The organism is Flavobacterium chungnamense, from assembly GCF_039539165.1.
Lineage (GTDB): Bacteria > Bacteroidota > Bacteroidia > Flavobacteriales > Flavobacteriaceae > Flavobacterium > Flavobacterium chungnamense.
Genome location: NZ_BAABCS010000003.1, coordinates 319,727 through 346,355 on the forward strand (window position 1 = coordinate 319,727; position 26,629 = coordinate 346,355).

Here is a 26,629-nt window from a genome sequence, read left to right on the forward strand (position 1 = left end):
AAGTTTTTTTTTGTATATTTCGAAAAAATTGAAAATCAATGAAAATCACTACTCGATTTGCAATTCTATCTTTGATTATTCCAACAATGGTAGTTGCTCAAAAAAATATCGATCCTACTCCTGAAGATGTTGTTTTAGCTAAAAAAATTAGAACTACCTATGATAAAGACGATGTTGCTATCTTAGAAAGTACAGAAAACGTAACCTTCGATTTAAACAAAACTGAATCAAAAGTTATTGTTAATCATTCTATCAACGAGAAGTTAATGAATATTAATCATAGAGCCGCTATTCAGAAATATGAATTTTATGATAGCGAATCTAAAATTGAAACTTTCAATCTTAAATATCGAAATGACAAAAGCGTAGGAAGTTATGTTGTAGATGAATTTTACAAAGACAATGACCTTTTCTACAATGATGCACGAGTAAAACATATGGTGGTAAATTTTCCTGTTCAAGGATACATTTACAACTATGAACTTGAAAAGAAATATGAAGATGTTAAGTATTTTACTTCTTTGTATTTCAATGACGAATTCCCAGTTTTAAAAAAACAAATTGTAGTTACAGTTCCTGAATGGTTAAATGCAGAATTAAAGGAATTTAATTTTGATGGTGCAAAAATAACTAAATCTCAAACTAAAGATTCTAAAAACAATACAATTTTCACTTATACCATTAACGATGTTCCTGCATTATATAAAGAAGAAGATGCACCAGGAAGAAGCTACTTGTATCCACATATTTTAGTTATTGCAAAGTCATACAAACTAAAAGGTAAAGATGTTGCACTATTTGGTTCAACAGCCGATTTATACAAATGGTACAAGTCGTTGGTAGATTTAATGAAAGATGATACTTCCGTTTTAAAAAGCAAAGTAACAGAACTTACTGCATCAGCAAAAACTGATGAAGAGAAAATAAAAAACATTTATTATTGGGTTCAAGATAACATCAGATACATAGCTTTCGAAGATGGAATTGCAGGTTTCAAGCCAGATGAATCTAATCATGTATTCGAAAAACGCTATGGCGATTGTAAAGGAATGGCTAATCTTATCAAACAAATGCTAAAATTAGCAGGATTTGATGCCAGACTTACCTGGATTGGAACCAAACACATTGCTTATGATTACAAAACACCTTCATTAGCAGTAGACAATCACATGATTTGTACTTTATTTCACAAAGGTAAAAAGTACTTTTTAGATGGTACAGAAAAATTCAATTCCTTTGGAGAATATGCAGAACGTATCCAAAATAAAGAAGTAATGATTGAAGATGGCGACAAGTATATTATTGATAAAGTTCCAACAGCTTCTCATGAAAGTAATAAAGAAATTTTTAAAGCCAATCTTTCTATAGAAAACGAAAAACTTCAAGGAACTTGTTCTAAAAGTTACTTAGGAGAAAGCCGTGCGCAATTCTTATACATTTACAGCACTTTCAAAAATGATAAAAAGAACGAAACACTCGACAACTACTTATCAAAAAGCGAAAAAAACACTTTAGTAACTAACATCAAAACATCCGATTTAAAAAATCGTGACGCCAAACTTACTATCGATTATAATGTAAATGTTGCTAATAAAGTTTCAAGTTTTGATAACGAAATGTATGTCGATTTAGAATACATGAATGAGTTTAAAGGATTTGAATTGAAAGATAGAAAAACCGATTATCAATTTGATTTCAAGAAAAATTACGAATCAACGATTTCATTAGCTATTCCAGCAGGTTATTCTGTAACCAAAATCCCAACAGATTTAGTTGTTAAAGAAGGTAATTTTGATATTGCTCTTACTTTTCAAAAAACAGACAAAGAAATCATTTACAAAAAATCATTCATCTTTAAAAATGGAGAAATAAAAGCTTCTGAAATGACAAAATGGAATGATTTTATCAAAAATCTAATCGCCAATTATAACCAACAAATTACTTTCACAAAACAATAAAATTACTAATGAAAAAACTATTTCTTTACTTATTCCTAATAATTAGTAGTGCATCTTTTGCCCAAGACAAAGCCGAAATCAAAGAATTTTTCTGGGGAAAATCAGACAAGTACAAAACAGCAACAACAATTCCTGAAAAGTGGAAAAATGAATCAGCTGTAATTATTTATAAATATGAATATTACAATTACCATAAATTTGGAGCAAGCGTAACCTACACTTCTGCCATTAGAAAAAGAATTAAATTACAAGACCAGGCTGCAGTAACTGAGTTTTCTGAGTTTTCTTATAAAGACAAATTTTATTCTAACAAAGGAATGCGTTCTTTAGGAAGAGGAACCAATGTTGTAGGAATCAAAATTGTAAAATCAACAGGAAAAGAGATTGATGTTGACATTGAAAAAAACGCCAAAGAAGTTGATAAAGAAAAGAAAATAGCTATCGCAAATCTTGAAATTGGTGATATAATAGACTTTTATTACTATAGCGTTGAGCCCTTCAAATCTATCTATGAATTTGGTTTCGAACCAGAAGAATCTCCACTTGGTGATGTTTATCCTACTATGGCCATGAAACTGGCATTCGATACAGAAAATGACTTTTTTGTAAATTTCAACACTTATAATGGTGCGCCAGAATTAAAAGAAATTCCAACTAAAAATAGTGATGAAAGAAAATACGAATTAAACGCCAAAGACATAGAAAAAAATGAATTTCCGCGTTGGTTTTTACCATTAGCAGAATTACCTTGTTATAAATTTCAGGTGTTTTTTGCACGTTCAGGAAAATTTGAAAAACGTGCTGATGCCTTTTTATCAAATTCTGAAAAAGTTATAAAGAAAACTGTTTCTAAAGAAGACATTTTTAATTACTACGACGAGAAATTTCGCCCAGACGGAAGTTTAGGTGTAATAAACGATTTCCTAAAAGGAAAAACTTTTGCTAGTGATGAGGAAAAAATTAGAGAAGTATATTACTACACTAGACATATGTTCTTCACGCAATTTATTGAAGCATTTATTATTAGTGATGCAACTAAATTCTATGCTTTAAGTGTTTATTCAAATCCAATCTTTTTTAGAACCGAAGAATCGTTTGTAAACTACTTCATGGAATTTCTAAAAAAGAACAACTATGATTATGATATTATAGTAGCTACACCAAAATACAATGGCTCAATAGATGATTTATTAATTCAGAAAAACGTCAATGTATTATTGAGAGTAAATACTAAAACACCTATGTACTTAGAATATTTCTCTCCATATACTAGTGCTGACCAATTCAATTACAATTTAGAAAACAGCAAAGCATATGCGCTTCAAGTTGCTAAAGGAAAGAAAGTGGTAGATGCTGTAAACGTAAATTTACCAGCAAGTACAATGCAAGACAATGTTTCAAAAATTAACTCACTAGTAACTATCTCTGACGATTTTTCTGGACTTAAAATCAAAAAAGAATCTTCTTATTTCGGACATTTGAAAGAAAACGAACAAAGTGACAAATTCTACTACTTTGATTATGCTTTTGAAGACTATGCTAAATACGGAACGAAGTCGGTAATTGAATATGTAAAAAACAAAAAAGATAAAGAACGCTATGGCAAAGAAATTGATGCTGTAGTAAATAAATTGAAAGAACAACAAAAAGAAGCGTTCAAAAAAGCTACAGCCGAAGAATATGATTTTGAAATAGACGACCACAAGTTTACCATCAAAAGTACAGGTCGTTTCGGAAAAAAATCTCCTTTAATCTATGAAGAGGATTTTGCAATTAAAAACAACCTTATCAAAAAAGCTGGTGAAAACTACCTTATTGAAATTGGAAAACTAATCACTTCGCAAGTAGAAATTGACAAAAAAGAAAAAGAACGTAAAAACAACGTTTACATGGTTTACCCACGTTCTTTCGAAAACGAAATCACATTAGATATTCCTGCTGGTTACACCGTTGCCGGATTAGACAAACTAAACAAAAAAGTAGAAAACGAAACTGGCGGATTTGTAAGTTCAGCAACAGTTAGCGGCAACAAACTTACTATCAAAGCCGTTAAATATTACAAAAACTACTACGAACCAAACAGCAATTGGAACAAAATGATTCAGTTCTTAGATGCTGCTTATCAGTTCACACAAGAAAAAGTTTTATTAAAGAAAAACTAAACCAAAAAAAAACGCTCGAAATATAATCGAGCGTTTTTTTTTATAAAGAAACTTTTTCAAAAAGATTGAGTTTATAAATATGCAAAATAGTCTTGTTTTCATCTTCACTTCTAGTAAACATCGGCAAATATTTAGCACCATAAACCACTTCGTCAAACGTGTAAGAAGTTCGTTTTACAACCGCTGTACTATACATATCGTCAAACAATTTGATGAAAACAATAACTTCACCAATCGTGTTCTTAATATCATCAGCTGTCAATTGATATAACGGACTATCCTCAGTTATAGGATGCACCAAAGTCCAACTTAACGTCAACGCATTTACCTTTTCCAATTCTAATTTCAATTGGTAAAACTTATTCACCATTTTGCCATTTTCCTCAACATGAAGACCGAGCGTTACTTTGGCTTCAGCTTCAGTCAAGTTAGCATTTTTATATGGTGCCAATCTTAACATTAAAGCCGTTATATCTTGATATGGAGCAACGATAGCATTTTCAGAAAAAACAATATGCGCTCTAGGTTGACTAAATCTACCATAAAACAAACCAGTTGCAATAGCAAAACTCAACAATCCAAAAAGCGCTTCAACCGAAGCCACAAAACTCGCCAAAAACCCACTCGGACTAATATGTCCGTAACCAACTGTCGTATACGTTTGAATACTAAAGAAAAACGCCTGACCAAATTTATCTAAAGCCGAAACCGCACTAATACCTCTCAAATGCTCCACTCCTATCAATACATAAATAGAAGCAAAAGCACAATTCACCAAAAAGTAAAAAGACAAAATAATAAAGAAAAACTTCCATCGCGGAATCGTCAACATCGTGTGATACCAACTGATTCCTTCAAAAAACCCAATTCCTGTTTTTCTTACATTCGCATTACCAGATTTCGTAACAAAACGACCACCATAACTCGATGCATTCGCTCCAAAACCAGAGTTTTTATCATCTTGAGCCTTACTATTTATTTTCTTTTTAAAAGCCATTATCTTAAGTATTAGAAGCCAATCCAGCTATACTTTACAAGCATTATCTAAAAAAGCACATTTTTGTAAGTTGTAAAAAGAGCTTCTCAGGTCGCTTTTTTACAACAACAAAAATAGCACTTTTTCACACAATGGCTTTCCACTGCTATCTGGGCTAAAAACGTCCTGATTTTCATAGCACTTTTAGTTTAATTCACTACATTTGATACTCTAAAACAATACCATGACTACTAAAAACGACCTTAAATTTGCTGTTCTCATCGATGCAGACAACGTTCCTTATGCCAACGTAAAAGAAATGTTTGAAGAAATCGCCAAATACGGAACACCAACATTCAAGCGAATTTATGCCGATTGGACCAAACCAACCGTTTCGGGTTGGAAAAACGTTTTGTTAGAAAACGCCATAACTCCTATTCAACAATACAGCTATTCTACAGGAAAAAACGCAAGCGATAGCGCATTAATAATAGATGCCATGGACATTCTTTACACCGGAAAAGTAGACGGATTTTGCATTGTTTCAAGCGATTCCGATTTTACTCGATTGGCAACAAGACTTCGTGAAGCTGGCATGAAAGTTATTGGAATTGGAGAAAAGAAAACCCTAACGCCATTCATCACAGCTTGCGACAAATTCATCTATATAGAAATTCTTAAAAAACCAGATTTAGAACCAATAGTAGAAAACAGCAACAAAAAAACAACTAAAACTGCAAAAGCTACCAACAGTCCAATAAGTAAAATAGACCCAAAAATCATTAAACTTCTAGCCGATAGTATTTCCGATTTGGAAGACGAAAACGGTTGGGCATTTTTAGGAGAATTAGGAAATTTAATGCTAAAAAAGAAACCCGATTTCGACCCAAGAAACTATGGTTTTCCTAAAATGTTGGCGCTTATCAAAAACATCAATCGTTTCGAAATCGACGAACGCGAAAGCGGCAAAAACAACATCAAACACATTTATGTAAGAAGAAAGTAAGAGTCGAGAAGTAATTTACTTTTAGAAGATTTACATATAATAAGTCTCTTTCACTTGAATACCATTTTTTTCTAAAATGGCAAAAAGATACATACTTTGGTTAGGATCATACTTTTCTGTGCCACTTTGGTACCATTTTGCCAAAACATTCAACTGAAAATTAGTATAACCATCAGTATCTGGTGGCAAACCTAGCAAACCAGCTAACAGAAAATCTTCCAAAACCTTTTTAGTAACAATACGCTTCGGAATTCCGTCAATGATGTAGCCGTTTCTATTTTCATAATCCAGACGACCCGAAACAAATCCAGAGTGAAAAGCATCATTGTACTTCACTTCATCATAATCGATATAAGGATTCAAACCATTTGAATAACCATTCAAATAATCTTGTCTATAAGTTGTATCAAAAATATTTTCCATAGAGCTAATTGCTATGTTATTGTAAATTTCAAATCAAACTTAATAACAATAAAACAACAATTAATTAAAAATCGTTTAACGGAAAAAAAACTCTTTAAACCACAGCCACCTTGACGTTCATCGATAAAATTGGAAGTTTTTTAAGTGCACAATTGAATTCCCAACCAAGAATAAAATTACATTTCAAAAGATTCTTGTCTTTTTTGATTATTTTTACTTTATTAAAATTATTTTAATAGCGGCTGTATATAAGTATGAGCAATGCATTCACAAAAATGAGAAAAAGTTTAATATTAGAAATTCTGTACTTTTTAACTACAATTGTAATTGGGCTAATTACATTTCATTTTGCCTTTGATTTAACCAACATCAGAACGGAAAGTGTACTTGACATAAATATTCACGATACATATTTCGTAATTGAAAAAACAGAGTTTTTGCCAATTTATTGTTTAATTATTTTGTACTTCTTTTATTTAGCAAAAGTTTGTTTTGAGAAATTTGAAAACCGCCAAGCATTATGGATTTTTTCAATTGTAAGTTTATTAATAATTTTGATCTGGCCAACTATTTTAGGTATAGTAAAATCACTTGCAATACAATCAGGCTGGACAGTTTATCCACCACTTTCAGCTGGAAAAGTTGAAATCAAAGAGAATATGTTCAGCAGAATATATCCAAATCTTTACTTTGCATATATCGTTATGACCATATTTGGAGTTTTCGTTTTTTATAAACTTGGGAAAAATAAAAAATGAAGTCAAAAATAGATATAACTGAATTTAGAAATCGATTAAAAGAGAATACTAAAATTGGCGCGCCAAAACATAAAATTCCATTAGTTTTCTTTTCGCTTTTTACTGAAAATTCGAAATACTTTTATGGAAATTTTGACAATTCAACCTTTGAGATTATAAAAAATTCTAATTTTTTTCCAAGTTTTTATTTTCTAAAAGGAACATATAAAAACATTGAAAAAAGTTTAATTGTAAATTACACTATTGAACCTTTGGGCAAATTAAGAGTTGCTTATATAAAATACTTTCCAGTTATTGCAATGATTATCTTTAACTGTATTTTTTACCTTCATGCAAAACCACCAATAGAAATATACATCATATCTAATTTATTCATAGTTTTCATCTCTATCATTTCGAGACTGAACATAATATGGCAAAATAGAAACTTGAAAAGAAAATTCAATAAAATGTTTGAAATAACTGAATAAAAAACATGCAAATTTTTTACCTATAAAAAAATCCCGACTCACATCGGGATTTTGCATTTTATTTACTCAATTACATTTTTCTTCTGCTGTATAATTCGTAGAATTGATCGTCTTTTAAATCGTCTATGAACAAAATACTTTCGCCTGTCGATTTCATTTCTGCTCCGAGTGCTTTGTTTACATTTTGGAATTAAAAAGTGTTTAATGGATGGCATGACATCTCAACTTCAGTTTGAATGTAAAATCAGTTATTAAACTAAAAATATTCAGATAAAAAAAATATATGCCAAAAAAATCTTTATTTTTACTAAAAAAAATGAAAAAAATCACTTTATTTTTTTGTATAGCCTCAATAGTAACAGGATATGCGCAGATTTTTCAAGAACATACATATGTAACAAACGATAGACCATCTCTTAATAACTCTTTTCCAGGAGACGATGGCTATATGGATTTTTACTTAGTTAATGGACCTTATAACGGACCTTATACACTTGATCTCTTCGATGGTGAAACCCATGTTCTTTACAAATCAATGCCAATGCCTCCCAGCTATACTGGATTTGCCAACAATAGCTTAATTTATAAAGACAATCAACTTCCACAATACTTTATCTCAAAACACCTTTTTAACGATGACGACCTGATTGAATTTATTACTCCCGTTCAATATTACAATCCCTTTGGAAATGGAATTAGTGCTCCTAAGCTTATTATATCTAACGAACAAGGAACCATTCTTTACGAAATATTTGATCGTTATGCTCCAAGACTAGTTAAAACAGGGAATGATCAGTACAAGCTTCTTGTATCTATGGGACATAATGGACAGTATTCAGACATAATAGGGAGTGGTTCAATCCAGATTGATGTATATTCTCTTCCTGGCACATTGAATCTTGGACAACAGGAAATTTATCTCGCACGCGAAGCATTTCAGGGACATCCAAATCCTACATCTAACAGAATTACGATATCGAATAGCCAACCATTGCCAGAAAATGCAGAACTGGAAGTATTTGACATGTCTGGAAACCGAATACAAAGCCAAACTGTTGCCTCTGGAACAATTGATATAATAGTCGACACCAGCCAACTTTCGACTGGTGTCTATGTTTACAAAATCAATGGAATGACTGGAAAATTTATTAAAAAATAGCCTATCTTTTCGATTCTTTTTTATTTACTCAAGTACATTTTTCTTCTGCTGTATAATTCGTAGAATTGATCGTCTTTTAAATCGTCTATGAACAAAATACTTTCACCTGTAGATTTCATTTCTGGTCCAAGTGCTTTGTTTACATCTTTAAACTTACTGAAAGAGAAAACTGGTTGCTTAATCGCATAACCTTTCAACTGCGGATTGAAAGTAAAATCGGTTACTTTGTTTACACCAAGCATTACTTTAGTAGCATAATTCACGTAAGGTTCACCATAAGCTTTTGCAATAAACGGAACCGTTCTCGATGCTCTTGGATTGGCTTCGATGATGTAAACCGTATCGTCTTTTATCGCAAATTGGATGTTAATTAAACCAACTGTTCTTAAAGCCAAAGCGATTTTCTTAGTATGATCTTTTATTTGTTGCATTACAAACTCACCTAAATTAAAAGGTGGCAAAGTCGCATTCGAATCACCTGAGTGAATTCCGCAAGGCTCAATGTGTTCCATAATTCCGATGATGTACACATTTTCTCCATCGCAAATGGCATCAGCTTCTGCTTCTATGGCTCCATCTAAATAATGGTCAAGTAATAATTTATTTCCAGGAATCGATTTCAATAAATCAATTACATGTTCTTCTAATTCTTGTTTGTTGATGACAATTTTCATTCCTTGTCCTCCCAAAACATAAGAAGGACGAACTAATAATGGAAAGTCTAAAGTATCTGCCAATTTCGAAGCTTCATCAGCACTTTCCGCAATTCCGAATTTTGGAAACGGAATATTTAATTCAGTTAATAATTCTGAAAAACGTCCTCTATCTTCCGCTAAATCTAAAGCATCAAATGAAGTTCCAAGGATTTTAATTCCGTATTTAGATAATTTTTCTGCTAGTTTTAAAGCGGTTTGTCCACCTAATTGCACGATAACTCCTTCTGGTTTTTCGTGACGAATGATGTCGTAAATGTGTTCCCAAAAAACTGGTTCGAAATACAATTTATCAGCTGTATCAAAATCGGTAGAAACCGTTTCTGGATTACAATTGATCATGATTGTCTCATAACCACATTCTTTCGCAGCCAAAACTCCATGAACACAAGAATAGTCAAATTCGATTCCTTGTCCAATTCTATTTGGTCCTGAACCTAAAACTACGACTTTCTTTCTATCAGTTACAATACTTTCGTTATGAACGTATCTTTCGCCATTTGCAGTTTGAATTTCTGCTTCAAAAGTCGAGTAATAATATGGCGTTTGCGCTTTAAATTCGGCAGCACAAGTATCCACCAATTTATAAACACGCTTGATATTCATTTCATCTCGCAATTTATAAACCTGACTTTCCAAACAACCCAACATGTGAGCAATTTGTCTGTCTCCGTAACCTTTTTGCTTTGCTTCAAGTAATAATTCTTTTGGCAAAGTATCTATTTTATAGTTTGTGATTTCTCTTTCTAACGAATACAATTCTTCGTATTGTTTCAAGAACCACATATCAATTTTAGTAATTTCGTGAATTCTACTCAACGGAATTCCCATCGCAATGGCATCATAAATCACAAAAACTCTATCCCAACTTGCGAAGGTTAGTTTCTCGATAATTTGCTCGTAGTTTTTATAACCTTTTCCGTCTGCTCCAAGTCCATTTCGTTTAATTTCAAGAGATTGCGTTGCTTTATGAAGCGCTTCTTGAAACGAACGACCAATTCCCATAACTTCACCAACCGATTTCATTTGAAGTCCCAAAGTTCTGTCGGCACCTTCAAATTTGTCGAAATTCCATCTTGGTATTTTTACGATTACGTAATCTAAAGTTGGTTCGAATAATGCCGAAGTTGATTTTGTAATTTGATTTTGAAGTTCATCTAAAGTATAACCTAATGCTAGTTTTGAGGCAATTTTTGCAATTGGATAACCTGTAGCTTTTGATGCTAAGGCAGATGAACGAGAAACTCTCGGATTGATTTCGATGGCTACAATATCTTCTTTTTCGTCTGGTGAAACGGCGAATTGCACGTTACATCCGCCAGCAAAATTTCCGATAGAACGCATCATCAAAATTGCCATATCACGCATCTTTTGAAACGTTGTATCTGATAAAGTCATCGCTGGCGCAACTGTGATTGAATCTCCTGTATGAATTCCCATAGGATCCATATTTTCAATTGAACAGATGATTACTACGTTATCGTTTTTATCACGTAAAAGTTCTAATTCATATTCTTTCCAACCTAATAAAGCTTTGTCAATCAAGACCTCATGAATTGGTGACATTTCTAAACCGTAGGTTAGTTTTTCGTCAAATTCTTCTTTACTGTGTACGAATGCTGCTCCAGTTCCGCCAAGTGTAAACGATGGACGAATTACTAATGGAAATCCAAATTCTTGCGCAATTTCTTTACCTTTTAAGAAAGAAGTTGCTGTTTTTGCTGGCGCTGCAGGAATACCAATTTTTTTTAATAATTGTTTGAATTGTTCACGATCTTCGGTGATATTGATAGCATTAACATCAACACCTATCATTCTTATATTAAAATCTTCCCAAATTCCTTTTTCATCAGCTTCCAAACAAAGATTTAACGCTGTTTGACCACCCATTGTAGGAAGAACAGCATCGATTTGTGGATGTTCTTTTAGAATTTGGATAATTGATTTTGTTGTCAATGGCAATAAATAAACATGATCCGCCATACTTGGATCGGTCATGATGGTTGCTGGATTGGAATTGATAAGGATTACTTCAATTCCTTCTTCACGAATAGAACGTGCCGATTGTGAACCTGCGTAGTCAAATTCGCAAGCTTGTCCAATAACGATTGGACCTGAACCAATAATTAAAACCGATTTGATTGAATTGTCTTTTGGCATTGTAGTTAGTTTGTTGTGTGTTGTACTGTTGTTTTCTCAAAGATAATCTGTTTGATTTGAAAAGTAAAAAAATGATGGTTTAAACTTATCAAATTTTATAAACAGGTTTAAAAAAAAGCCGCTACTAATAAAAGTAACGGCTTGATATTGATTAGAATCTAATCATTATTTTTTGTGTCTTGGTTCGCAAGATACTGTCAATTTATGTCTTCCTTTAGCTCTACGACGCGCAAGGACTTTTCTTCCATTTGCAGAAGCCATTCTGTCCATAAATCCGTGTTTATTTCTTCTTTTTCTTTTCGATGGTTGAAACGTTCTTTTGCTCATTGCTTTTTATCTTTAAAATCGTATAATAATCTTTTCTTGAGGTCTTTTTTAAACCGAGTGCAAATATACAACGATTTTTATTACTTGCAAGTAGTTTTTTAAAAATATTTTAATTTCTATTTATTATCTTTGCGAACTTAAAAATACACTATTATGTTTCACAGAAATATCAAACTTATTTTAACAGGTTTAATCTTTATCGCCGCTATTTGGCAATTCACAGAAGGTAATATCGGAAATGGAATTTTCCTTATCTTATTGTCAATAATTCCATTGTTTTTATATTTTAAAAATGAATATATATTAATGGCCTTCTTGCAATTACGTAAACAAAACTTTGAAGGCGCAAAAAAATGGTTAGCCAAAATAAAAAATCCAGAGACAGCTTTGGTACAAAAACAACAAGGATATTATAACTACCTTCAAGGATTAATGCTATCTCAAACTAATTTAATTCAAGCCGAGAAATACTTCAAAAAAGCAATTGAATTAGGCTTAAATATGGACATGGATTTAGCTGTAGCAAAATTAAATCTAGCTGGTGTAGCAATGTCTAGAAGAAGAAAATTAGAAGCAACCAACCTTATCAACGAAGCTAAAAAACTAGACAAACAAGGGATGCTGAACGATCAGATTAAAATGATGAAAGAACAGATGAAGAAAATTTAGTATTCAGTTGGCAGTGTTCAGTATTCAGTTATAATGATACTTAAATAAAAAAGTTCGCAATTTTTGCGAACTTTTTTATGTTCAAAACATTTCTGCCAACTGAACACTGAACACTGCCAACTGACTAATAACCTTCAGTTGGGATTTCAATCAAATACTTTTTCTTAGTTGCGTTAACTAATTTCTTGTCTCTCAACCAAGGATTGTGGATTTTTAAAATTTTGTAATTAATTCCTTGTGATTTTGCAAATGTTGCTAAATCAGTTATAGAACTATCAACTTCAATAGTTTTAGTTGGGATATTTTCATACAATTCATGTTTTGAAACATCAAATCCATAAAAATTTGGATTTTTCATAATTTCTTTCAAAGCCAAAATTCTGAAAACATATCTTGAAGTTTCGTCTGTTAACAATAAATCATAATAATCTGTAACTTTTTGCTCAGTAATTTTATTGTTTACACCTGTCATTCCTCCATTATAAGATGCAGCTGCAAGTGTCCAGTTTCCGAATTTTTCTTTGGCTTTCAATAAATATTTACAAGCTGCTTCGGTAGATTTTTGAAGATGATAACGTTCGTCAACACCATCATTAACTTCCATTCCTTTTTCTTTGGCAGTATCTGGCATAAATTGCCAAACACCTCTTGCTCCTGCTGAAGAAACCGCATTAGTTAATGAACTTTCAATAACTGCTAAATATTTAAAATCATCTGGAACTCCATATTGTTTTAAAATAGGTTCAATAACAGGAAAAGCTCTATTAGCACGCTTTATAATTAGTATTGTAGAAGAATGTAAATTAGCATTGATTAATAATTCTCTATCAAATCGCTCTTTTACGTCGGATATTTGCAAAGGCGCATTTTCACCAGCAAAGTCAACAGAATTAGGGAAATATTGAGACGTCCCTTCGTGTAACTCCTTTTCCTTGTTAGTTCCAGAAATAACGAACATAAATAATCCGCTGGCAAATATCATAAAAACTGCAATTCCAATAATTTGTATCTTCTTCATCTTCTTGTTGATTTATTTAATTACAAAACTACAAAAATTGAGCCGAAATTTAAACCTACTCCAAAATGATTTTTGGTAAATTAGTATTAAACCATCTGTATTTACTTAGGATCATAGCATGAGTTCCTCCTTTTACATTAATAAAATTTTTAATATGTTTGGTAGGAAAAACCTCATCAGTATCTCCATGAATATGAACAACTTCCATATCTATTTTAGTTCTATTCCAACAAATCATTTGTTCGATTGCCCAATCTAAGTATTCTTTATTGCGCATGTGAAGGTATTTTTCGTAAAGTTTCAATTTCTTTTTCAAGGTATCACCAAAAGCATATTTGGTCAACAATTCAACATCTTGCAATAAACCTGTTGGAAGTAATTTGTATGCTTTAGTAGTTTTAGCAATTTTCATTCTTTTTGGTAATTCTGAATTACTTCGAACGCTTGAAACAATAATTATTTTTTTAGTAGTAAGAAACTGTTTCATTTCCTGAACTAAAACGCCTCCAAAGGAAACTCCAATCAAAACTGCATTTTCGTGTTTTACATTTTCAGCCATTCTTTTTGCATAATTTTCTAATGTTTCACTCTTTTCAGGTAATAACCAGTGCAATAAGTGTATAGCAAAAATATCTTTTGGCAAATCAATCATTTCAAAGATTGTTGAACTTGCCGCTAGACCTGGCATAAAATAAACATGTATCTTACTCATATTTTAACGCATTTCGGTGGCTTTATCCATATTTTATTCCGAAATTTGCATAAAATTAATTTATTTATCCCACTTATACATGAACTCAGAGTTAATTTTAGAAAAAATGGAAATTAAAGACAATACATTCGCTAGACAATTTGAAACTTTAGTCGATGGAAAATTGGTTTCTGTTGAATATTCGTTTCAAGAAAAAAAGATTTTCCTTACTAGAATCAATACTTTTGATGGATTTGACAATGAAGAATTCATCAATGATTTATTGAAGAATATTATGGAAATTGCTTACGAACGTAAATTAAAAGTGGTTCCGATTCTTCCTAAAATTGCATTGTTTTTTAGAAAAAACACAACTTATAGAGATTTGTTGCCACCAGGAATTAAAATATAATTGTAATTCCAAAAAAGATAAAATCCCAAATTCTAATTACACTACTAGAATTTGGGATTTTTTATTTATTTTTAGCAAATGAATTCAGAAGAACTAAATCTTAACATCATAGCATTTTTTGAAAACATCCAAAAATATTATGGTTGCAAAACCGAAATTACAGAAGGATTATTTTCAGAATTAGAAGATTTAGATGCCAATCTTACCACATGGAATTTATCTGAATTTGATTTAATTCGTTCTGCATATCGTAACAACGGCAAAAGATTTATGTTTGAGGGAAACTCAATGTACTATGAGATTTCTGGCGAAAGAATTATTGATTTCAAACAATCAGGAAGAAATAAATATGAATTTATTGAACAATACAGCGAATCTGTTTTTAGGATTACTAAAATTAGGTTTAACTATAAATATTAAATCTTAGGTTGAAAATTATACTAAGCTATTCAAAAATTCCATTCTCACACTTCCATCTTCGTCAATTCTTGTTAAATTGATTTCGCGCAAAGTATTCACTAATTCTGGATTCCAAGGTGTTTTAACTTTTACGTAATTTTCTGTAAATCCGTGAATATAACCTTCTTTATTTTCGGCTTCAAACAAAACAGTTCTGTTGGTTCCAATTTGGCTTTCGTAAAAAGCACGACGCTTTTTAACTGACAATCCTCGAAGCATCTTACTTCTTTTAGATCTCACATTCATTGGAACTACATTTTCCATAGTTGCTGCTTCTGTATTATCTCTCTCGGAATAAGTAAAAACGTGCAGATAAGAAATATCCAACTCATTTAAGAAATTATAAGTTTCTAAGAAATGTTCATCAGTTTCACCTGGAAAACCAACAATAACATCAACACCAATGCAAGCATGTGGCATCACTTTTCTGATGTTCTCAACTCTATCAACATAAACGTCACGTTGGTAACGACGTTTCATTTTTCCCAAAATTTCATTACTTCCAGATTGCAATGGAATGTGAAAATGAGGAACAAAAGTTCTACTTTTTGAAACAAAATCGATTGTTTCGTTTTTCAACAAATTAGGTTCAATAGATGAAATTCGTAAACGCTCAATTCCTTCTACTTCGTCTAATGCTTTTACTAAATCCAGAAAAGTATGTTCATGTTTTTTGTTTCCGAATTCTCCTTTTCCGTAATCCCCAATATTTACACCTGTTAGAACAATTTCTTTAATGCCTTGTTGTGAAATTTCATAAGCATTTTTCAAAACGTTTTCTAAAGCATCACTTCTTGAAATTCCGCGTGCTAATGGAATGGTGCAATAGGTACATTTGTAATCGCAACCATCTTGCACTTTTAGAAAAGCACGTGTTCTATCGCCAATGGAATAACTACCAACATAAAAATCGGCTTCTTCAATTTCGCACGAATGAACTTCGCCCATATCGTTTTTGGACAAATCGTTAATATAATCGGTAATTTTAAATTTTTCTGTAGCACCAAGAACTAAGTCAACACCATCAACAGAAGCAAGTTCTTCTGGTTTTAATTGTGCATAACATCCAACGGCAGCAACGAATGCTTTATCGTTGAGTTTCATGGCTTTTTTTACTATTTGCTTGAATTGCTTATCTGCATTTTCTGTCACCGAGCAAGTATTGATAACATACATATCTGCAACTTCTTCAAAATCTACTCTATCAAAACCTTCCTCTTGAAAATTACGTGCAATTGTTGACGTTTCTGAGAAGTTCAACTTGCATCCTAAAGTGTAGAATGCTACTTTTTTTCTGTTTTCCATAAGTTAACTCAATTAATGAAATCGTTGTCAAAAAATTGAGTTTGCAAATTTACGGACAATATTCATTTTTTTACCAAAACTCTTAAAAATAATATTTATTTTCCTGTTAAATACTTTTATAAATAAATAACATATTAACTAAAAAAAAATATTTTTTCTAAAAAAAAGACTACAAAATTATTTTATGTATTCTTTTTTAACATTAAAAATGATTAAAAAAGAGTAATTAAACGATTAATTACGCAAGTAATCGATATTTTAAACCGTTATCAAAATAAATAAATTTATTTCTATCTTAATGAAAATGAATTAATTATGAAGAATATTACTACTTTTTTACTGATTTTTATCTCCTTTAACGCACCTGCTCAAATAGGAGTAAATACAACCGTACCTAACGGAATGTTAGACGTAAGTTCAACCACAAATGGTTTATTGATACCAAGAGTCGCCTTGACGGCCAATAATATTGCCTTACCAGTAGTTAATCCTCAAGGTGGAGCTTTATCAATTTCAACCATGGTATACAATACCAATCCAGTTACGGGAGTAAATGGTGTGAGTACAGGCTATCATTATTGGGATGGAGCACGTTGGGTTTCCTTTACCGGAAATAACTCTAGAGATTGGAGTTTAAATGGAAATACTTCAACGAACGACCCAGCTGTTCCTGGCACCTACGGAACATCAACAATTACTGCTACAGAAAATTTCCTTGGCACAACCGATGCCAATGACATCGTTTTTGGAACCAATAACATTGAGCGTTTTCGTGTGAAACAAACTAGTGGTTTTGTTGGTTTTGGCACTGCCAACCCTTTATATAGAGTTCATGCATCAACTCCAACTCCTAGTGCTATCGGCAGTTATTCTGAAAACACGTATATTGGAAACGCAGATGGAATAGGATTGTACGGAAGAGCATTGAACAATCCTGGTTATGGATATGGTGGTTTTTTTGAAGGATCCTACATGGGAGTCAGATCAAACAATATAGGTGGAACATACACAGGTGGAGCATTTGGTGGTTATTTCACTTCTTCAGGCAATGCTGGTATACGGTACGGAGTTTACGGATACGGAAGTGGATCTCCAACCAATTATGGTGGATATTTTGAAGCCTTAGGAGGCACAAACAACTATGGCTTAGTAGTAGCCAATGGCAATACAGGAATAGGAACAACAGCTCCAGACAGAGCCAAGTTACAAACACAAGGAGCTGTTGGAAACACAGTAGCCACCTTTAACTTAGGCGTAAATTCACTGGGAATGGCAATGGTTTCCGATTGGCCGGGAATATATTTTAATAGTTATTACAATGGTGGAGTTCGACAAATGTCGGGAGCAAATTATCCTGCAATGTTCAATTACAATCCAGGTGGACAATTTGAATTTTCATTGAACAATACAGCAAATACTGTTGCTGGAAATTTAGCTGGAGGCACTTTTTCTAATCGTTTTACTATTCATAGAGATTTGGGAGCAACTCTGTTTTACACCAATACAACAGCTACAGCTTTAAATGTTGTAAGCGGTGGACATGGGACAAACCTATCGTTCTTTTCACTTGGAGCGACATTAGCAGTACCTGAAGCTGGAAAAGGAATCACAAGTGCAGGAGAATATGTTGGTGTTGAAGGCAGATCCAATTATGGGTTTTCTACAACTATTGACAGAATGGGTGGATTATTCTATGTAAGTGGAACAGGTGTAAATGCAGTAGCAACAGTGGGCTCAGTGATTGATAATGTGGTTTACAAAATTTTAGGCTTTGGAACGGTGAATACTTTAGTTCAAGACAATGAAGGAAAAGAGCGCATCATGGCAGCGCCTGAAGCTCCAGAGGCATTGTTTCAAGATTATGGTATTGGAAATCTAACTAATGGTTATGCGAAAATTGATATCGACCCAATACTTAGCAAAAACATTCGAGTTGACGAAACACATCCCATGAAAATATTTATTCAATTGGAAGGCGACTGCAAAGGAGTGTACGTTTTCAACAAAACAGCAACCAGTTTTGAAGTAAAAGAATTACAAAACGGCAATTCTAACGTTTCATTTTCGTATCAAATAGTTGCTTTTAGAGCTGATGAGGAAAGAGGTGGACAACTCTCTAAATATTCTGACATGCGTTTCAAACCGTTGAACAGAGAATTAAAAGTAATCGAAAAACAAATGAATTTTGAAAGCCAAGCAGGCAAAAATATGACTACTTCAGAACCAGCAATTAATCCTTCTCCTGCAGTAAGAGATATGAAGAGTAGTCAGTAATTGACTACTCTTTTCTATATTTTTTAGTTTCCTCAAAAATGTGTTCCAATATTTTAGCATCTTCTTCTGTAAAATCAACGTGACGACGTGACATTACAATTTTGGCAGTTTGAAATGCTTTTGAAGTTAAATAAGTTGTAAAACCTGAAGCGCCACCCCAAGAAAAACTTGGAACAAAATTTCTAGGAAAACCGCTTCCAAAAATATTAGAAGAAACTCCTACAACTGTTCCTGTATTGAACATAGTGTTAATTCCGCATTTGCTATGATCACCCATCATTAATCCGCAGAATTGTAATCCTGTTTTGGCAAAACCTTCTGTTTCATAACTCCACAGACGAACTTCTTCGTAGTTATTTTTAAGATTTGAATTATTACTATCGGCTCCAATATTGCACCATTCGCCTAGAACAGCATTTCCTAAAAAACCATCATGTCCTTTATTAGAATATCCGAAAAGAACTGAATTATTAACTTCTCCGCCAATTCTTGAATGTGGTCCAACAGTCGTTGCTCCATATACTTTGGTTGCTAATTTAACTTGAGCTTCTTCACACAAGGCAAATGGTCCTCGAATGACAGAACCTTCCATGATTTCGGAGTTTTTTCCAATATAAATTGGTCCAGTTGATGCATTTAAAGTTACAAATTCTAGCTTAGCTCCTTCTTCAATAAATATATTTTCTGGTGACAAAACATTGACACTTTTTGGTAATGGTAGGGATGTTCTGCCTTCAGTGATTAAATCAAAATCTTCACGGATTGCAGCATCATTTTTAGCAAAAATATCCCAAGTATTTTCTACTGTCAAACAATCTTCGTTAAATTCAATAATTTCGTAAGTATCAAAATCAATTTCTTCTTGAGTATCATTAGTGTAAAAAGCAATTACTGCATCACCTTTAAAAATTGCTTGATTTTTTTCTAAATTCTTAACCATTTCTGATAAAACATCATTGGGCAAAAAAGAAGCATTAATCATTACGTTATCTTCAAGCTCAACCATTGGATACTTTTCAGAAAGATATTCTTCTGTTAAAGTAGTTGTTGTGTAACCTAAATATTTTTCCCACTTTTCACGAATAGTTAAAATTCCAATGCGAATTTCAGCAACTGGTCGTGTAAAAGTAAATGGCAAAAGTGCGTTTCGAACGGTTCCGTCAAAAAGTATGTAGTTCATTTTGGTTGCGAGTTTAAAGTTGCGAGTTCAAAGTTACAAAAGTTTAGTTCATAAAAAAACCTTCCAAAAAATTGAAAGGTCTTAATAAAATTTGAACAGCTAAAAAATTATTTTCCGTGTTTAGCGTATTTAGTTTTGAATTTATCAATACGTCCTGCAGTATCGATAAGTTTAGATTTACCGGTGTAAAATGGGTGAGATGTTCTAGAAATCTCCATTTTGTAAACTGGATATTCAACTCCTTCGTGAGTGATAGTTTCTTTAGTTTCAACTGTTGATTTAGTAATAAAAACATCTTCGTTTGACATGTCTTTAAAAGCAACTAATCTGTAATTTTCTGGGTGAATTCCTTGTTTCATTGTGTAAATCTTTTATTTGTTATGAAGTAGTTTGTTGTGAAGCTTTCATTATAAAAGGTATCAACTGGCTACAACTTTTAATTATTGTTTTGTATTTGAGAGTGCAAAAATACAACTATTTTTTAATTATCAAACCTTTAAAGCACTTTTTTTAATTGAATTATATATTCTACAATAATAATGGAATTACTATATTTGTGGATTAATTTTAAACAAAAAAATTATGAATGAAATTGTAAAGAAAAATGGAATTACATTTGGAATTATATCTGGATTAATTTCTATACTAGTTACTGCAACAATTTATGCAATTAACCTTGAGTATTTTACGAAATGGTGGATTGGAGTTTTAACGATATGTATTAGTTTGACTCTTTCAATAATATTAATGACTAAAACAAAAAAAGAAGTAAAAGAAGACTTCACTTTTAAAAACGCATTTACAACTTATTTTGTCTACACCGTCATTGGTATTTTTATTTCTGTTCTTTTTAATATAGTACTTTTCAATTTTGTTGATACTGAAGCTAAAGAAACAATAAAAGAGCTTACTATGAGATTTTCTATAGAAATGATGGAAAAATTCGACACTCCTAAACAAGTAATGAAAGATGCAATAAAAGAAATGGAAAATCAAGACCAGTTTGGAATATCGCAACAAATTAAAGGAATGTTTTTTTCTATAGCATTCAGCTGTCTTTTCGGATTAATACTTGCAGCTATTTTTAAATCTAAAAACACCAATAAAGGTTTTTAATGAATCTATCCATAATTATCCCATTATTAAACGAGCAAGAATCGTTACCTGAGTTGCATTCATGGATTGTAAAAGTCATGAAAGAAAATAATTATTCCTACGAAATTCTATTTATAGATGATGGTAGTACGGATGATTCTTGGAATACCATTGAAAATTTATCTAAAGAAAATTCTTGTGTAAAAGGTATACGATTTCTGAGAAATTTTGGAAAATCACAAGCACTTCATGCTGGATTTGCAAAAGCACAAGGGGATGTTATTATCACTATGGATGCAGATTTGCAAGATAGTCCAGATGAAATTCCAGGATTATTTAAAATGGTAACAGAAGAAAACTTCGACTTAGTTTCGGGTTGGAAAAAGAAACGCTACGACCATGTAGTAACTAAAAACTTGCCTTCTAAATTATTCAATTGGGCAGCAAGAAAAACTTCTGGTGTTTATTTGAACGATTTTAATTGTGGCTTGAAGGCATACAAAAATGTGGTTATCAAAAACATTGAAGTTTCTGGCGAAATGCACCGCTATATTCCTGTTTTAGCTAAAAATGCTGGTTTTGGAAAGATTGGTGAAAAAGTAGTAATTCATCAAGCTAGAAAATATGGTGAATCTAAATTTGGAATGAGTCGTTTTGTAAATGGTTTTCTTGATTTAATTACCATATGGTTTTTATCTAGATACGGAAAACGTCCTATGCACCTATTTGGAGCTGCTGGAGTTTTGATGTTCATTATTGGTTTTCTAGCTACAGGATTCATCATTACCATAAAACTTATCAAACTTTACTCTGGATTTGATACCATTCTAGTAACAAGTAATCCTTTATTTTACATCGCATTAACCTCGATGATTATTGGAACACAATTATTTTTAGCCGGATTTTTAGGTGAAATCATTCTTCGAACAAAAAACAATGAAGAACGTTATAAAATTGCTTCCGAAATAAATTTACAATAATACAAAACGATTTTTTCGTATTACAAAATAGAATCATGCACATCGAACAAAATATTTTAGACAAAGTAAATGAATGGTTAACGCCAACATTTGACAGTCAAACACAAGAGGAAATCAAAGAAATGATAACAACTTCTCCAAAAAATTTAGAGGAAAGTTTTTTCAAAAATCTTGAATTTGGTACAGGCGGAATGCGAGGTGTAATGGGCGTTGGAACTAATAGAATCAATAAATATACCCTAGGAAAAAATACTCAAGGTTTATCAAATTATATGATAAAATCATTTTCTGGTGAACAACTAAAAGTGGCTATTGCTTATGATTGTCGTCATAACAGTAATACTTTAGCTAAAGTTGTTGCCGATGTTTTTTCTGCAAATGGAATACATGTTTATCTATTTTCTGATATGCGTCCAACTCCAGAATTATCATTTGCTTTAAAATATTTGAATTGCCATGCAGGAATTGTTCTAACAGCTTCTCACAATCCACCAGAATACAATGGATACAAAGTATATTGGCAAGATGGTGGACAGTTAGTTCCACCACAAGATGGAGAGATTATTGAAGTTATCGAAGGATTGAATTACAGTGAAATCAAATTTGAAGCCAACGAAAATCTTATTGAGTATATTGATGTTGCTGTAGATGAAGCTTTCGCAAAATCTACTATTGAAAATGCAAGTTTCAATACACCTTTAGCAGCAAAAGAAAATTTAAAAATTGTTTATACTTCACTTCACGGAACTTCAATAAAAGCAATTCCTGGAGTTTTAGCAAAAGCTGGATATACTGATGTGAATATTGTTGCAGAACAAGAGGTTCCCAATGGTGATTTTCCAACAGTAAAATCTCCAAATCCAGAAGAACCAGAAGCACTTTCTATGGCAATAGCTTTATCTGATAAAATTGGTGGCGATATAGTAATTGGTACCGATCCTGATTCTGATAGATTGGGTGTTGCTGTTCGTGATACTGATGGAAAAATGGTTCTATTAAATGGAAATCAAACCATGGTTATAATGACCGCATTTTTGTTAGAACAATGGAAACGAGCTGGTAAACTTGACGGAAAACAATTTATTGGTTCAACGATTGTTTCAACGCCTATGATGTTAGAATTAGCATCTGGATATAATGTTGAATGTAAAGTTGGATTGACAGGTTTTAAATGGATTGCAAAATTTATTAAAGATTTTCCAGAATTAAAATTTATTGGAGGTGGCGAAGAAAGCTTCGGATACATGGTTGGTGACGCCGTTCGTGATAAAGATGCAGTTGCTGCTTGTTTATTAGTTTGCGAAATTGCTGCACAAGCTAAAGCTGCTGGAAGCACATTATACAAGGAACTATTAAATTTATATGTTGATTTTGGTTTTTACAAAGAACATTTGATTTCATTAACCAAAAAAGGAATTTCCGGAATGCAAGAAATTAATCAAATGATGATTGATTTACGTGAAAATCCGATGATTGAAATTAATGGTCAACGTGTGGTTTGTATTGAAGATTACGAAAATTCTACTTCTCGAAATATGTTTACTGAAGAAATTGAATCGATTTCTATTCCAAAATCGAATGTATTGATTTATTATTTGGAAGATGGTTCAAAAATTTGTGCTCGTCCAAGTGGAACAGAACCAAAAATTAAATTTTACTTCAGTGTAAATACTCCTTTAGATGCTGTAGAAAAAGCTAAAGAAGTAGAGAAACAATTGGACGAAAAAATCAAAAATATTATTGCTGAGATGCAGTTGAGCTAAATGAATACAACCTTTTTTAAAATACTACGTTTTGCATTACCTTATAAAAGGTTTGCTTTCTTGAATGTATTCTTCAATCTTTTTTACGCACTCTTCAATGCATTATCAATGGTGATGTTAATTCCACTTTTGAATGTGATGTTTGGAGAAACAGAAGAAGTATTCGAAAAACCTATTTATAAAGGATTAGCAGATATTCCTTCCTATGGAAAAGAATACTTAAATTATGTTGTTACAACAACTTCTGCTGAAAAAGGACCACAAGCTGCCTTATTAATTATGGTGAGTTTAGTAATTCTGATGTTTTTTCTTAAAAACATTTTCAACTATTTAGCCATGTACTATGTTACTTTTTTAAGAAATGGTACATTAAAAGATTTACGTTTAGCTATTTACGAGAAAGTAATTCATCTTCCATTATCTTTTTATTCAGAAAAACGTCGAGGCGATGTTATGATTCGAATGACTAACGATGTTGGTGAAGTTCAATTTTCGTTTTTATCTATTTTAGAAATTATCATTAAAGAACCTCTGACTATCATTTCTGTTATAGTTACTATGTTTTACATAAGTACAAAACTTACAATATTTGTATTTATTTTCATTCCGGTTTCTGGATTTATTATTTCATTAATTGGGAAAAGTTTAAAGAGAAAATCTAATCGTGTTCAACAAGAAACTGGTATCTTTTTATCAATAATAGATGAAACATTATCTGGTTTAAAAATCATTAAAAGTTATAATTCTGAAGATAACTTTCAAGAAAAATATAAAGAATCTGCTCAAAAACTTTACAAATTTTCTAATAGTTTAATTAATAGAAATAACCTCTCTACTCCTATCAGTGAATTTTTAGGAATTATAGTAATTGCAGTTCTATTATGGTTTGGTGGTAATATGGTTTTTGAGGGAAGTTTAAAAGGAACTGCATTTATTGCTTACATGGGATTGGCTTATCAAATCCTTACACCAGCAAAAGCATTATCAAAAGCATCTTATACATTAAAAGGTGCAATGGCAGCAGCCGACAGAGTTCTAGAAATTTTAGAACAACCTAATGCTATTGAGAACAAACCTGATGCAATTGTAAAAGAATCATTTGAAGATAAAATCTCGATTGAAAACATCAATTTTAGATATGAAGATGAGAACGTACTAAAAAACTTTACGATAGAAGTTCCAAAAGGAAAGACTATTGCTCTTGTTGGTCAATCTGGTAGCGGAAAAAGTACCATTGCCAATTTACTAACTCGTTTTTACGATGTTCAAGAAGGTTCTATAAAAGTTGATGGCATTGACATTAAAGATATTGAAATGAAATCTCTTCGTCATTTACTTGGATTGGTTACTCAAGATTCTATACTATTCAATGATTCAATCAGAGGAAACGTAGCACTTGGAAAATTAGACGCAACGGATGAAGAGATAATTGAAGCTTTAAAAATTGCAAACGCTTACGAATTCATAAAAGATTTACCTGAAGGAATTTACACTAACGTTGGAGATGCTGGAAACAAATTTTCTGGCGGACAAAAACAACGTATTTCTATTGCAAGAGCTGTTTTGAAAAATCCACCGATTATGATTTTGGATGAAGCAACCTCAGCATTAGATACCGAAAGTGAAAAATTAGTACAAGTTGCACTTGAAAATATGATGCAAAATAGAACTTCTATTGTAATTGCTCATAGACTTTCAACCATACAAAAAGCAGATAATATTATTGTAATGCAAAAAGGTGAAATTGTGGAACAAGGAACTCATAATGAACTTCTAGCCAAAGAAGGTACCTACTCTAAGTTAGTAATGATGCAAAGCTTTGAATAATGTATTTGAATAATCCAAATATTACGCTACCAGAAAATCTAGATACGATTGTATGGAAATACTTGGATTTATCTAAATTTTTGGATTTATTGATTTCCAAAAAACTCTTCATGTCACGTTCCGATAAGTTTGAAGATCAATATGAAGGAACATTTAGCGAACCAACCTTTGAAGAAATTAAAAAATTATCTGCCAATAATCCTGAATTTCTTGATTACTATAAATCGCACAGAGAAAAAGTTGTAGTAAGTAGTTGGCACATTAACGAATATGAATCGTTTGCGATGTGGCAAATTTTCACTCAAAATAGTGAAGGTTTGGCTATTCAATCTACAGTTGGAAGACTCCAAAAAGCTTTAGAAGCTGAAAAAGATTTCAAGCAATACATTGGTGAAGTAAATTATATCGATTACAAAAAAGAATACATTCCTTTTGACGATATGTTTTTCCCTTTTCTATTTAAACGTAAAAGTTTTCAATACGAACGTGAAGTTAGAATTATCGCCGATTTATCTGAGGAAGAAATTAAAATCAATGATGGTTTAAAAATTGATGTTGATATTTCACAACTTATAGAAAAAATCTACATTCATCCAAAATCTGAAAATTGGTATAAAAAATTGGTTATAGAATTAGTTGACAAACTTGGCTTTGACTTTGAAATTGAAAAATCAGATTTAGAAAGTGATATTTTAATTTAAAAAACAATTACAATTCGGTCAGTTTTTTTGAAAAGCAATCTAAATAACGTGAGTTCGATATAAAAGTGTAAAAATATTTGGGTAAAAAAGCAAAAGTTAGTATATTTAAAGTGTTGAATTTTAATATTTTAACTAAACTTTTG

The 26,629-nt window shown here is 31.8% G+C and carries 24 protein-coding genes; 15 read left to right on the forward strand and 9 right to left on the reverse strand.

Going from position 1 to position 26,629, the window contains the following annotated elements; translation table 11 throughout:
• Positions 1-38: 38 nt before the first annotated feature.
• Complete coding sequence (locus ABD771_RS02155; RefSeq protein WP_345089981.1) at positions 39-1,958, forward strand: transglutaminase-like domain-containing protein; 1,920 nt, start codon at positions 39-41, stop codon at positions 1,956-1,958.
• 8 nt (positions 1,959-1,966) lie between these two features.
• Positions 1,967-4,120 carry a hypothetical protein gene (locus tag ABD771_RS02160; protein WP_345089983.1) on the forward strand — a complete coding sequence of 718 codons (2,154 nt, stop codon included), beginning with the start codon at positions 1,967-1,969 and terminating at the stop codon, positions 4,118-4,120.
• 40 nt (positions 4,121-4,160) lie between these two features.
• Here ABD771_RS02160 and ABD771_RS02165 read toward each other — a convergent pair whose 3' ends face one another.
• Positions 4,161-5,117, reverse strand: a complete 957-nt coding sequence (locus ABD771_RS02165; protein ID WP_345089986.1) for an ion channel — start codon at positions 5,115-5,117, stop codon at positions 4,161-4,163.
• Positions 5,118-5,340: 223 nt separating this feature from the next.
• On the opposite strand from ABD771_RS02165, the gene ABD771_RS02170 reads away from it, so the two are divergent.
• The gene (locus ABD771_RS02170; protein ID WP_345089989.1) at positions 5,341-6,102 is read left to right on the forward strand and encodes an NYN domain-containing protein; all 762 of its coding nucleotides are present in this window, start codon (positions 5,341-5,343) and stop codon (positions 6,100-6,102) included.
• A 30-nt stretch (positions 6,103-6,132) separates the two neighbouring features.
• On the opposite strand, the gene ABD771_RS02175 is transcribed toward ABD771_RS02170, so the two are convergent.
• Positions 6,133-6,525: a hypothetical protein gene (locus ABD771_RS02175; protein WP_345089992.1), complete on the reverse strand. Its 393-nt coding sequence runs from the start codon at positions 6,523-6,525 to the stop codon at positions 6,133-6,135.
• A 275-nt stretch (positions 6,526-6,800) separates the two neighbouring features.
• On the opposite strand from ABD771_RS02175, the gene ABD771_RS02180 reads away from it, so the two are divergent.
• The 3 genes from ABD771_RS02180 to ABD771_RS02190 all read left to right on the forward strand — a co-directional run bounded on the left by ABD771_RS02180 (position 6,801) and on the right by ABD771_RS02190 (position 8,912).
• On the forward strand, positions 6,801-7,283 hold the full coding sequence (locus ABD771_RS02180; RefSeq protein ID WP_345089994.1) for a hypothetical protein: 483 nt from the start codon (positions 6,801-6,803) through the stop codon (positions 7,281-7,283).
• Positions 7,280-7,753: a hypothetical protein gene (locus ABD771_RS02185; protein WP_345089997.1), complete on the forward strand. Its 474-nt coding sequence runs from the start codon at positions 7,280-7,282 to the stop codon at positions 7,751-7,753. Before ABD771_RS02180 ends, ABD771_RS02185 begins: the two co-directional genes overlap by 4 nt.
• Before the next feature lie 283 nt (positions 7,754-8,036).
• A complete protein-coding gene (locus ABD771_RS02190) occupies positions 8,037-8,912 on the forward strand; it encodes a T9SS type A sorting domain-containing protein (protein WP_345090000.1) in 876 nt (291 codons plus the stop codon).
• Between the two features lie 20 nt (positions 8,913-8,932).
• Here ABD771_RS02190 and carB read toward each other — a convergent pair whose 3' ends face one another.
• Both carB and rpmH read right to left on the reverse strand, forming a co-directional pair.
• On the reverse strand, positions 8,933-11,785 hold the full coding sequence (gene carB / locus ABD771_RS02195) for a carbamoyl-phosphate synthase large subunit (RefSeq protein ID WP_345090004.1): 2,853 nt from the start codon (positions 11,783-11,785) through the stop codon (positions 8,933-8,935).
• A gap of 165 nt (positions 11,786-11,950) precedes the next feature.
• Positions 11,951-12,112, reverse strand: a complete 162-nt coding sequence (rpmH, locus tag ABD771_RS02200; protein WP_007136275.1) for a 50S ribosomal protein L34 — start codon at positions 12,110-12,112, stop codon at positions 11,951-11,953.
• A 153-nt stretch (positions 12,113-12,265) separates the two neighbouring features.
• On the opposite strand from rpmH, the gene ABD771_RS02205 reads away from it, so the two are divergent.
• Positions 12,266-12,781, forward strand: a complete 516-nt coding sequence (locus tag ABD771_RS02205; RefSeq protein WP_345090006.1) for a DUF2892 domain-containing protein — start codon at positions 12,266-12,268, stop codon at positions 12,779-12,781.
• 124 nt (positions 12,782-12,905) lie between these two features.
• On the opposite strand, the gene ABD771_RS02210 is transcribed toward ABD771_RS02205, so the two are convergent.
• Both ABD771_RS02210 and ABD771_RS02215 read right to left on the reverse strand, forming a co-directional pair.
• A complete protein-coding gene (locus tag ABD771_RS02210; protein WP_345090009.1) occupies positions 12,906-13,799 on the reverse strand; it encodes a lytic transglycosylase domain-containing protein in 894 nt (297 codons plus the stop codon).
• 55 nt (positions 13,800-13,854) lie between these two features.
• Positions 13,855-14,511, reverse strand: coding sequence for an alpha/beta hydrolase (locus ABD771_RS02215; protein WP_345090012.1), 657 nt, complete (start codon positions 14,509-14,511; stop codon positions 13,855-13,857).
• Between the two features lie 106 nt (positions 14,512-14,617).
• On the opposite strand from ABD771_RS02215, the gene ABD771_RS02220 reads away from it, so the two are divergent.
• Together ABD771_RS02220 and ABD771_RS02225 are read left to right on the forward strand one after the other, a co-directional pair.
• Entirely contained in the window at positions 14,618-14,902 is a 285-nt protein-coding gene (locus ABD771_RS02220; RefSeq protein ID WP_298304181.1) for a GNAT family N-acetyltransferase, read from the forward strand.
• A 78-nt stretch (positions 14,903-14,980) separates the two neighbouring features.
• Complete coding sequence (locus ABD771_RS02225; protein ID WP_345090014.1) at positions 14,981-15,322, forward strand: hypothetical protein; 342 nt, start codon at positions 14,981-14,983, stop codon at positions 15,320-15,322.
• A gap of 15 nt (positions 15,323-15,337) precedes the next feature.
• Here the strand turns inward: ABD771_RS02225 and mtaB are convergent, their stop codons facing one another.
• Positions 15,338-16,666 (reverse strand): tRNA (N(6)-L-threonylcarbamoyladenosine(37)-C(2))-methylthiotransferase MtaB, encoded by a 1,329-nt coding sequence (mtaB, locus tag ABD771_RS02230; protein WP_345090017.1) that lies wholly within the window; start codon positions 16,664-16,666, stop codon positions 15,338-15,340.
• Between the two features lie 315 nt (positions 16,667-16,981).
• Between mtaB and ABD771_RS02235 the strand changes: the two genes are divergently transcribed.
• The gene (locus ABD771_RS02235) at positions 16,982-18,940 is read left to right on the forward strand and encodes an autotransporter outer membrane beta-barrel domain-containing protein (protein ID WP_345090020.1); all 1,959 of its coding nucleotides are present in this window, start codon (positions 16,982-16,984) and stop codon (positions 18,938-18,940) included.
• A gap of 4 nt (positions 18,941-18,944) precedes the next feature.
• Here the strand turns inward: ABD771_RS02235 and ABD771_RS02240 are convergent, their stop codons facing one another.
• Together ABD771_RS02240 and ABD771_RS02245 are read right to left on the reverse strand one after the other, a co-directional pair.
• The gene (locus ABD771_RS02240; protein ID WP_345090023.1) at positions 18,945-20,120 is read right to left on the reverse strand and encodes a GlmU family protein; all 1,176 of its coding nucleotides are present in this window, start codon (positions 20,118-20,120) and stop codon (positions 18,945-18,947) included.
• Positions 20,121-20,227: 107 nt separating this feature from the next.
• Positions 20,228-20,479, reverse strand: coding sequence for a type B 50S ribosomal protein L31 (locus ABD771_RS02245; RefSeq protein WP_345090026.1), 252 nt, complete (start codon positions 20,477-20,479; stop codon positions 20,228-20,230).
• Between the two features lie 223 nt (positions 20,480-20,702).
• On the opposite strand from ABD771_RS02245, the gene ABD771_RS02250 reads away from it, so the two are divergent.
• From ABD771_RS02250 to ABD771_RS02270, 5 genes are read left to right on the forward strand one after another with little or no spacing between them, the layout of a single operon-like run.
• Positions 20,703-21,236 (forward strand): DUF4199 domain-containing protein, encoded by a 534-nt coding sequence (locus tag ABD771_RS02250; RefSeq protein WP_345090029.1) that lies wholly within the window; start codon positions 20,703-20,705, stop codon positions 21,234-21,236.
• A complete protein-coding gene (locus ABD771_RS02255) occupies positions 21,236-22,195 on the forward strand; it encodes a glycosyltransferase family 2 protein (RefSeq protein ID WP_345090032.1) in 960 nt (319 codons plus the stop codon). Before ABD771_RS02250 ends, ABD771_RS02255 begins: the two co-directional genes overlap by 1 nt.
• A gap of 35 nt (positions 22,196-22,230) precedes the next feature.
• On the forward strand, positions 22,231-23,958 hold the full coding sequence (locus tag ABD771_RS02260; RefSeq protein WP_345090035.1) for a phospho-sugar mutase: 1,728 nt from the start codon (positions 22,231-22,233) through the stop codon (positions 23,956-23,958).
• Positions 23,959-25,785: an ABC transporter ATP-binding protein gene (locus ABD771_RS02265; protein WP_345090038.1), complete on the forward strand. Its 1,827-nt coding sequence runs from the start codon at positions 23,959-23,961 to the stop codon at positions 25,783-25,785.
• Entirely contained in the window at positions 25,785-26,486 is a 702-nt protein-coding gene (locus tag ABD771_RS02270; protein WP_345090041.1) for a hypothetical protein, read from the forward strand. The genes ABD771_RS02265 and ABD771_RS02270 overlap by 1 nt, the downstream gene beginning before the upstream one ends.
• Positions 26,487-26,629: the final 143 nt, after the last annotated feature.

Bases quoted from the DNA above. Each gene is read 5' to 3' on its own strand.
- ABD771_RS02165 (WP_345089986.1), bottom strand. From the start codon at position 5,117: ATGGCTTTTAAAAAGAAAATAAATAGTAAGGCTCAAGATGATAAAAAC.
- ABD771_RS02170 (WP_345089989.1), top strand. From the start codon at position 5,341: ATGACTACTAAAAACGACCTTAAATTTGCTGTTCTCATCGATGCAGAC.
- mtaB (WP_345090017.1), bottom strand. From the start codon at position 16,666: ATGGAAAACAGAAAAAAAGTAGCATTCTACACTTTAGGATGCAAGTTG.
- ABD771_RS02255 (WP_345090032.1), top strand. From the start codon at position 21,236: ATGAATCTATCCATAATTATCCCATTATTAAACGAGCAAGAATCGTTA.
- ABD771_RS02210 (WP_345090009.1), bottom strand. From the start codon at position 13,799: ATGAAGAAGATACAAATTATTGGAATTGCAGTTTTTATGATATTTGCC.
- ABD771_RS02250 (WP_345090029.1), top strand. From the start codon at position 20,703: ATGAATGAAATTGTAAAGAAAAATGGAATTACATTTGGAATTATATCT.
- carB (WP_345090004.1), bottom strand. From the start codon at position 11,785: ATGCCAAAAGACAATTCAATCAAATCGGTTTTAATTATTGGTTCAGGT.
- ABD771_RS02235 (WP_345090020.1), top strand. From the start codon at position 16,982: ATGAAGAATATTACTACTTTTTTACTGATTTTTATCTCCTTTAACGCA.
- ABD771_RS02175 (WP_345089992.1), bottom strand. From the start codon at position 6,525: ATGGAAAATATTTTTGATACAACTTATAGACAAGATTATTTGAATGGT.
- ABD771_RS02260 (WP_345090035.1), top strand. From the start codon at position 22,231: ATGCACATCGAACAAAATATTTTAGACAAAGTAAATGAATGGTTAACG.
- ABD771_RS02190 (WP_345090000.1), top strand. From the start codon at position 8,037: ATGCCAAAAAAATCTTTATTTTTACTAAAAAAAATGAAAAAAATCACT.
- rpmH (WP_007136275.1), bottom strand. From the start codon at position 12,112: ATGAGCAAAAGAACGTTTCAACCATCGAAAAGAAAAAGAAGAAATAAA.
- ABD771_RS02180 (WP_345089994.1), top strand. From the start codon at position 6,801: ATGAGAAAAAGTTTAATATTAGAAATTCTGTACTTTTTAACTACAATT.
- ABD771_RS02155 (WP_345089981.1), top strand. From the start codon at position 39: ATGAAAATCACTACTCGATTTGCAATTCTATCTTTGATTATTCCAACA.
- ABD771_RS02220 (WP_298304181.1), top strand. From the start codon at position 14,618: ATGGAAATTAAAGACAATACATTCGCTAGACAATTTGAAACTTTAGTC.
- ABD771_RS02215 (WP_345090012.1), bottom strand. From the start codon at position 14,511: ATGAGTAAGATACATGTTTATTTTATGCCAGGTCTAGCGGCAAGTTCA.
- ABD771_RS02205 (WP_345090006.1), top strand. From the start codon at position 12,266: ATGTTTCACAGAAATATCAAACTTATTTTAACAGGTTTAATCTTTATC.
- ABD771_RS02160 (WP_345089983.1), top strand. From the start codon at position 1,967: ATGAAAAAACTATTTCTTTACTTATTCCTAATAATTAGTAGTGCATCT.
- ABD771_RS02240 (WP_345090023.1), bottom strand. From the start codon at position 20,120: ATGAACTACATACTTTTTGACGGAACCGTTCGAAACGCACTTTTGCCA.
- ABD771_RS02185 (WP_345089997.1), top strand. From the start codon at position 7,280: ATGAAGTCAAAAATAGATATAACTGAATTTAGAAATCGATTAAAAGAG.
- ABD771_RS02245 (WP_345090026.1), bottom strand. From the start codon at position 20,479: ATGAAACAAGGAATTCACCCAGAAAATTACAGATTAGTTGCTTTTAAA.
- ABD771_RS02270 (WP_345090041.1), top strand. From the start codon at position 25,785: ATGTATTTGAATAATCCAAATATTACGCTACCAGAAAATCTAGATACG.
- ABD771_RS02265 (WP_345090038.1), top strand. From the start codon at position 23,959: ATGAATACAACCTTTTTTAAAATACTACGTTTTGCATTACCTTATAAA.
- ABD771_RS02225 (WP_345090014.1), top strand. From the start codon at position 14,981: ATGAATTCAGAAGAACTAAATCTTAACATCATAGCATTTTTTGAAAAC.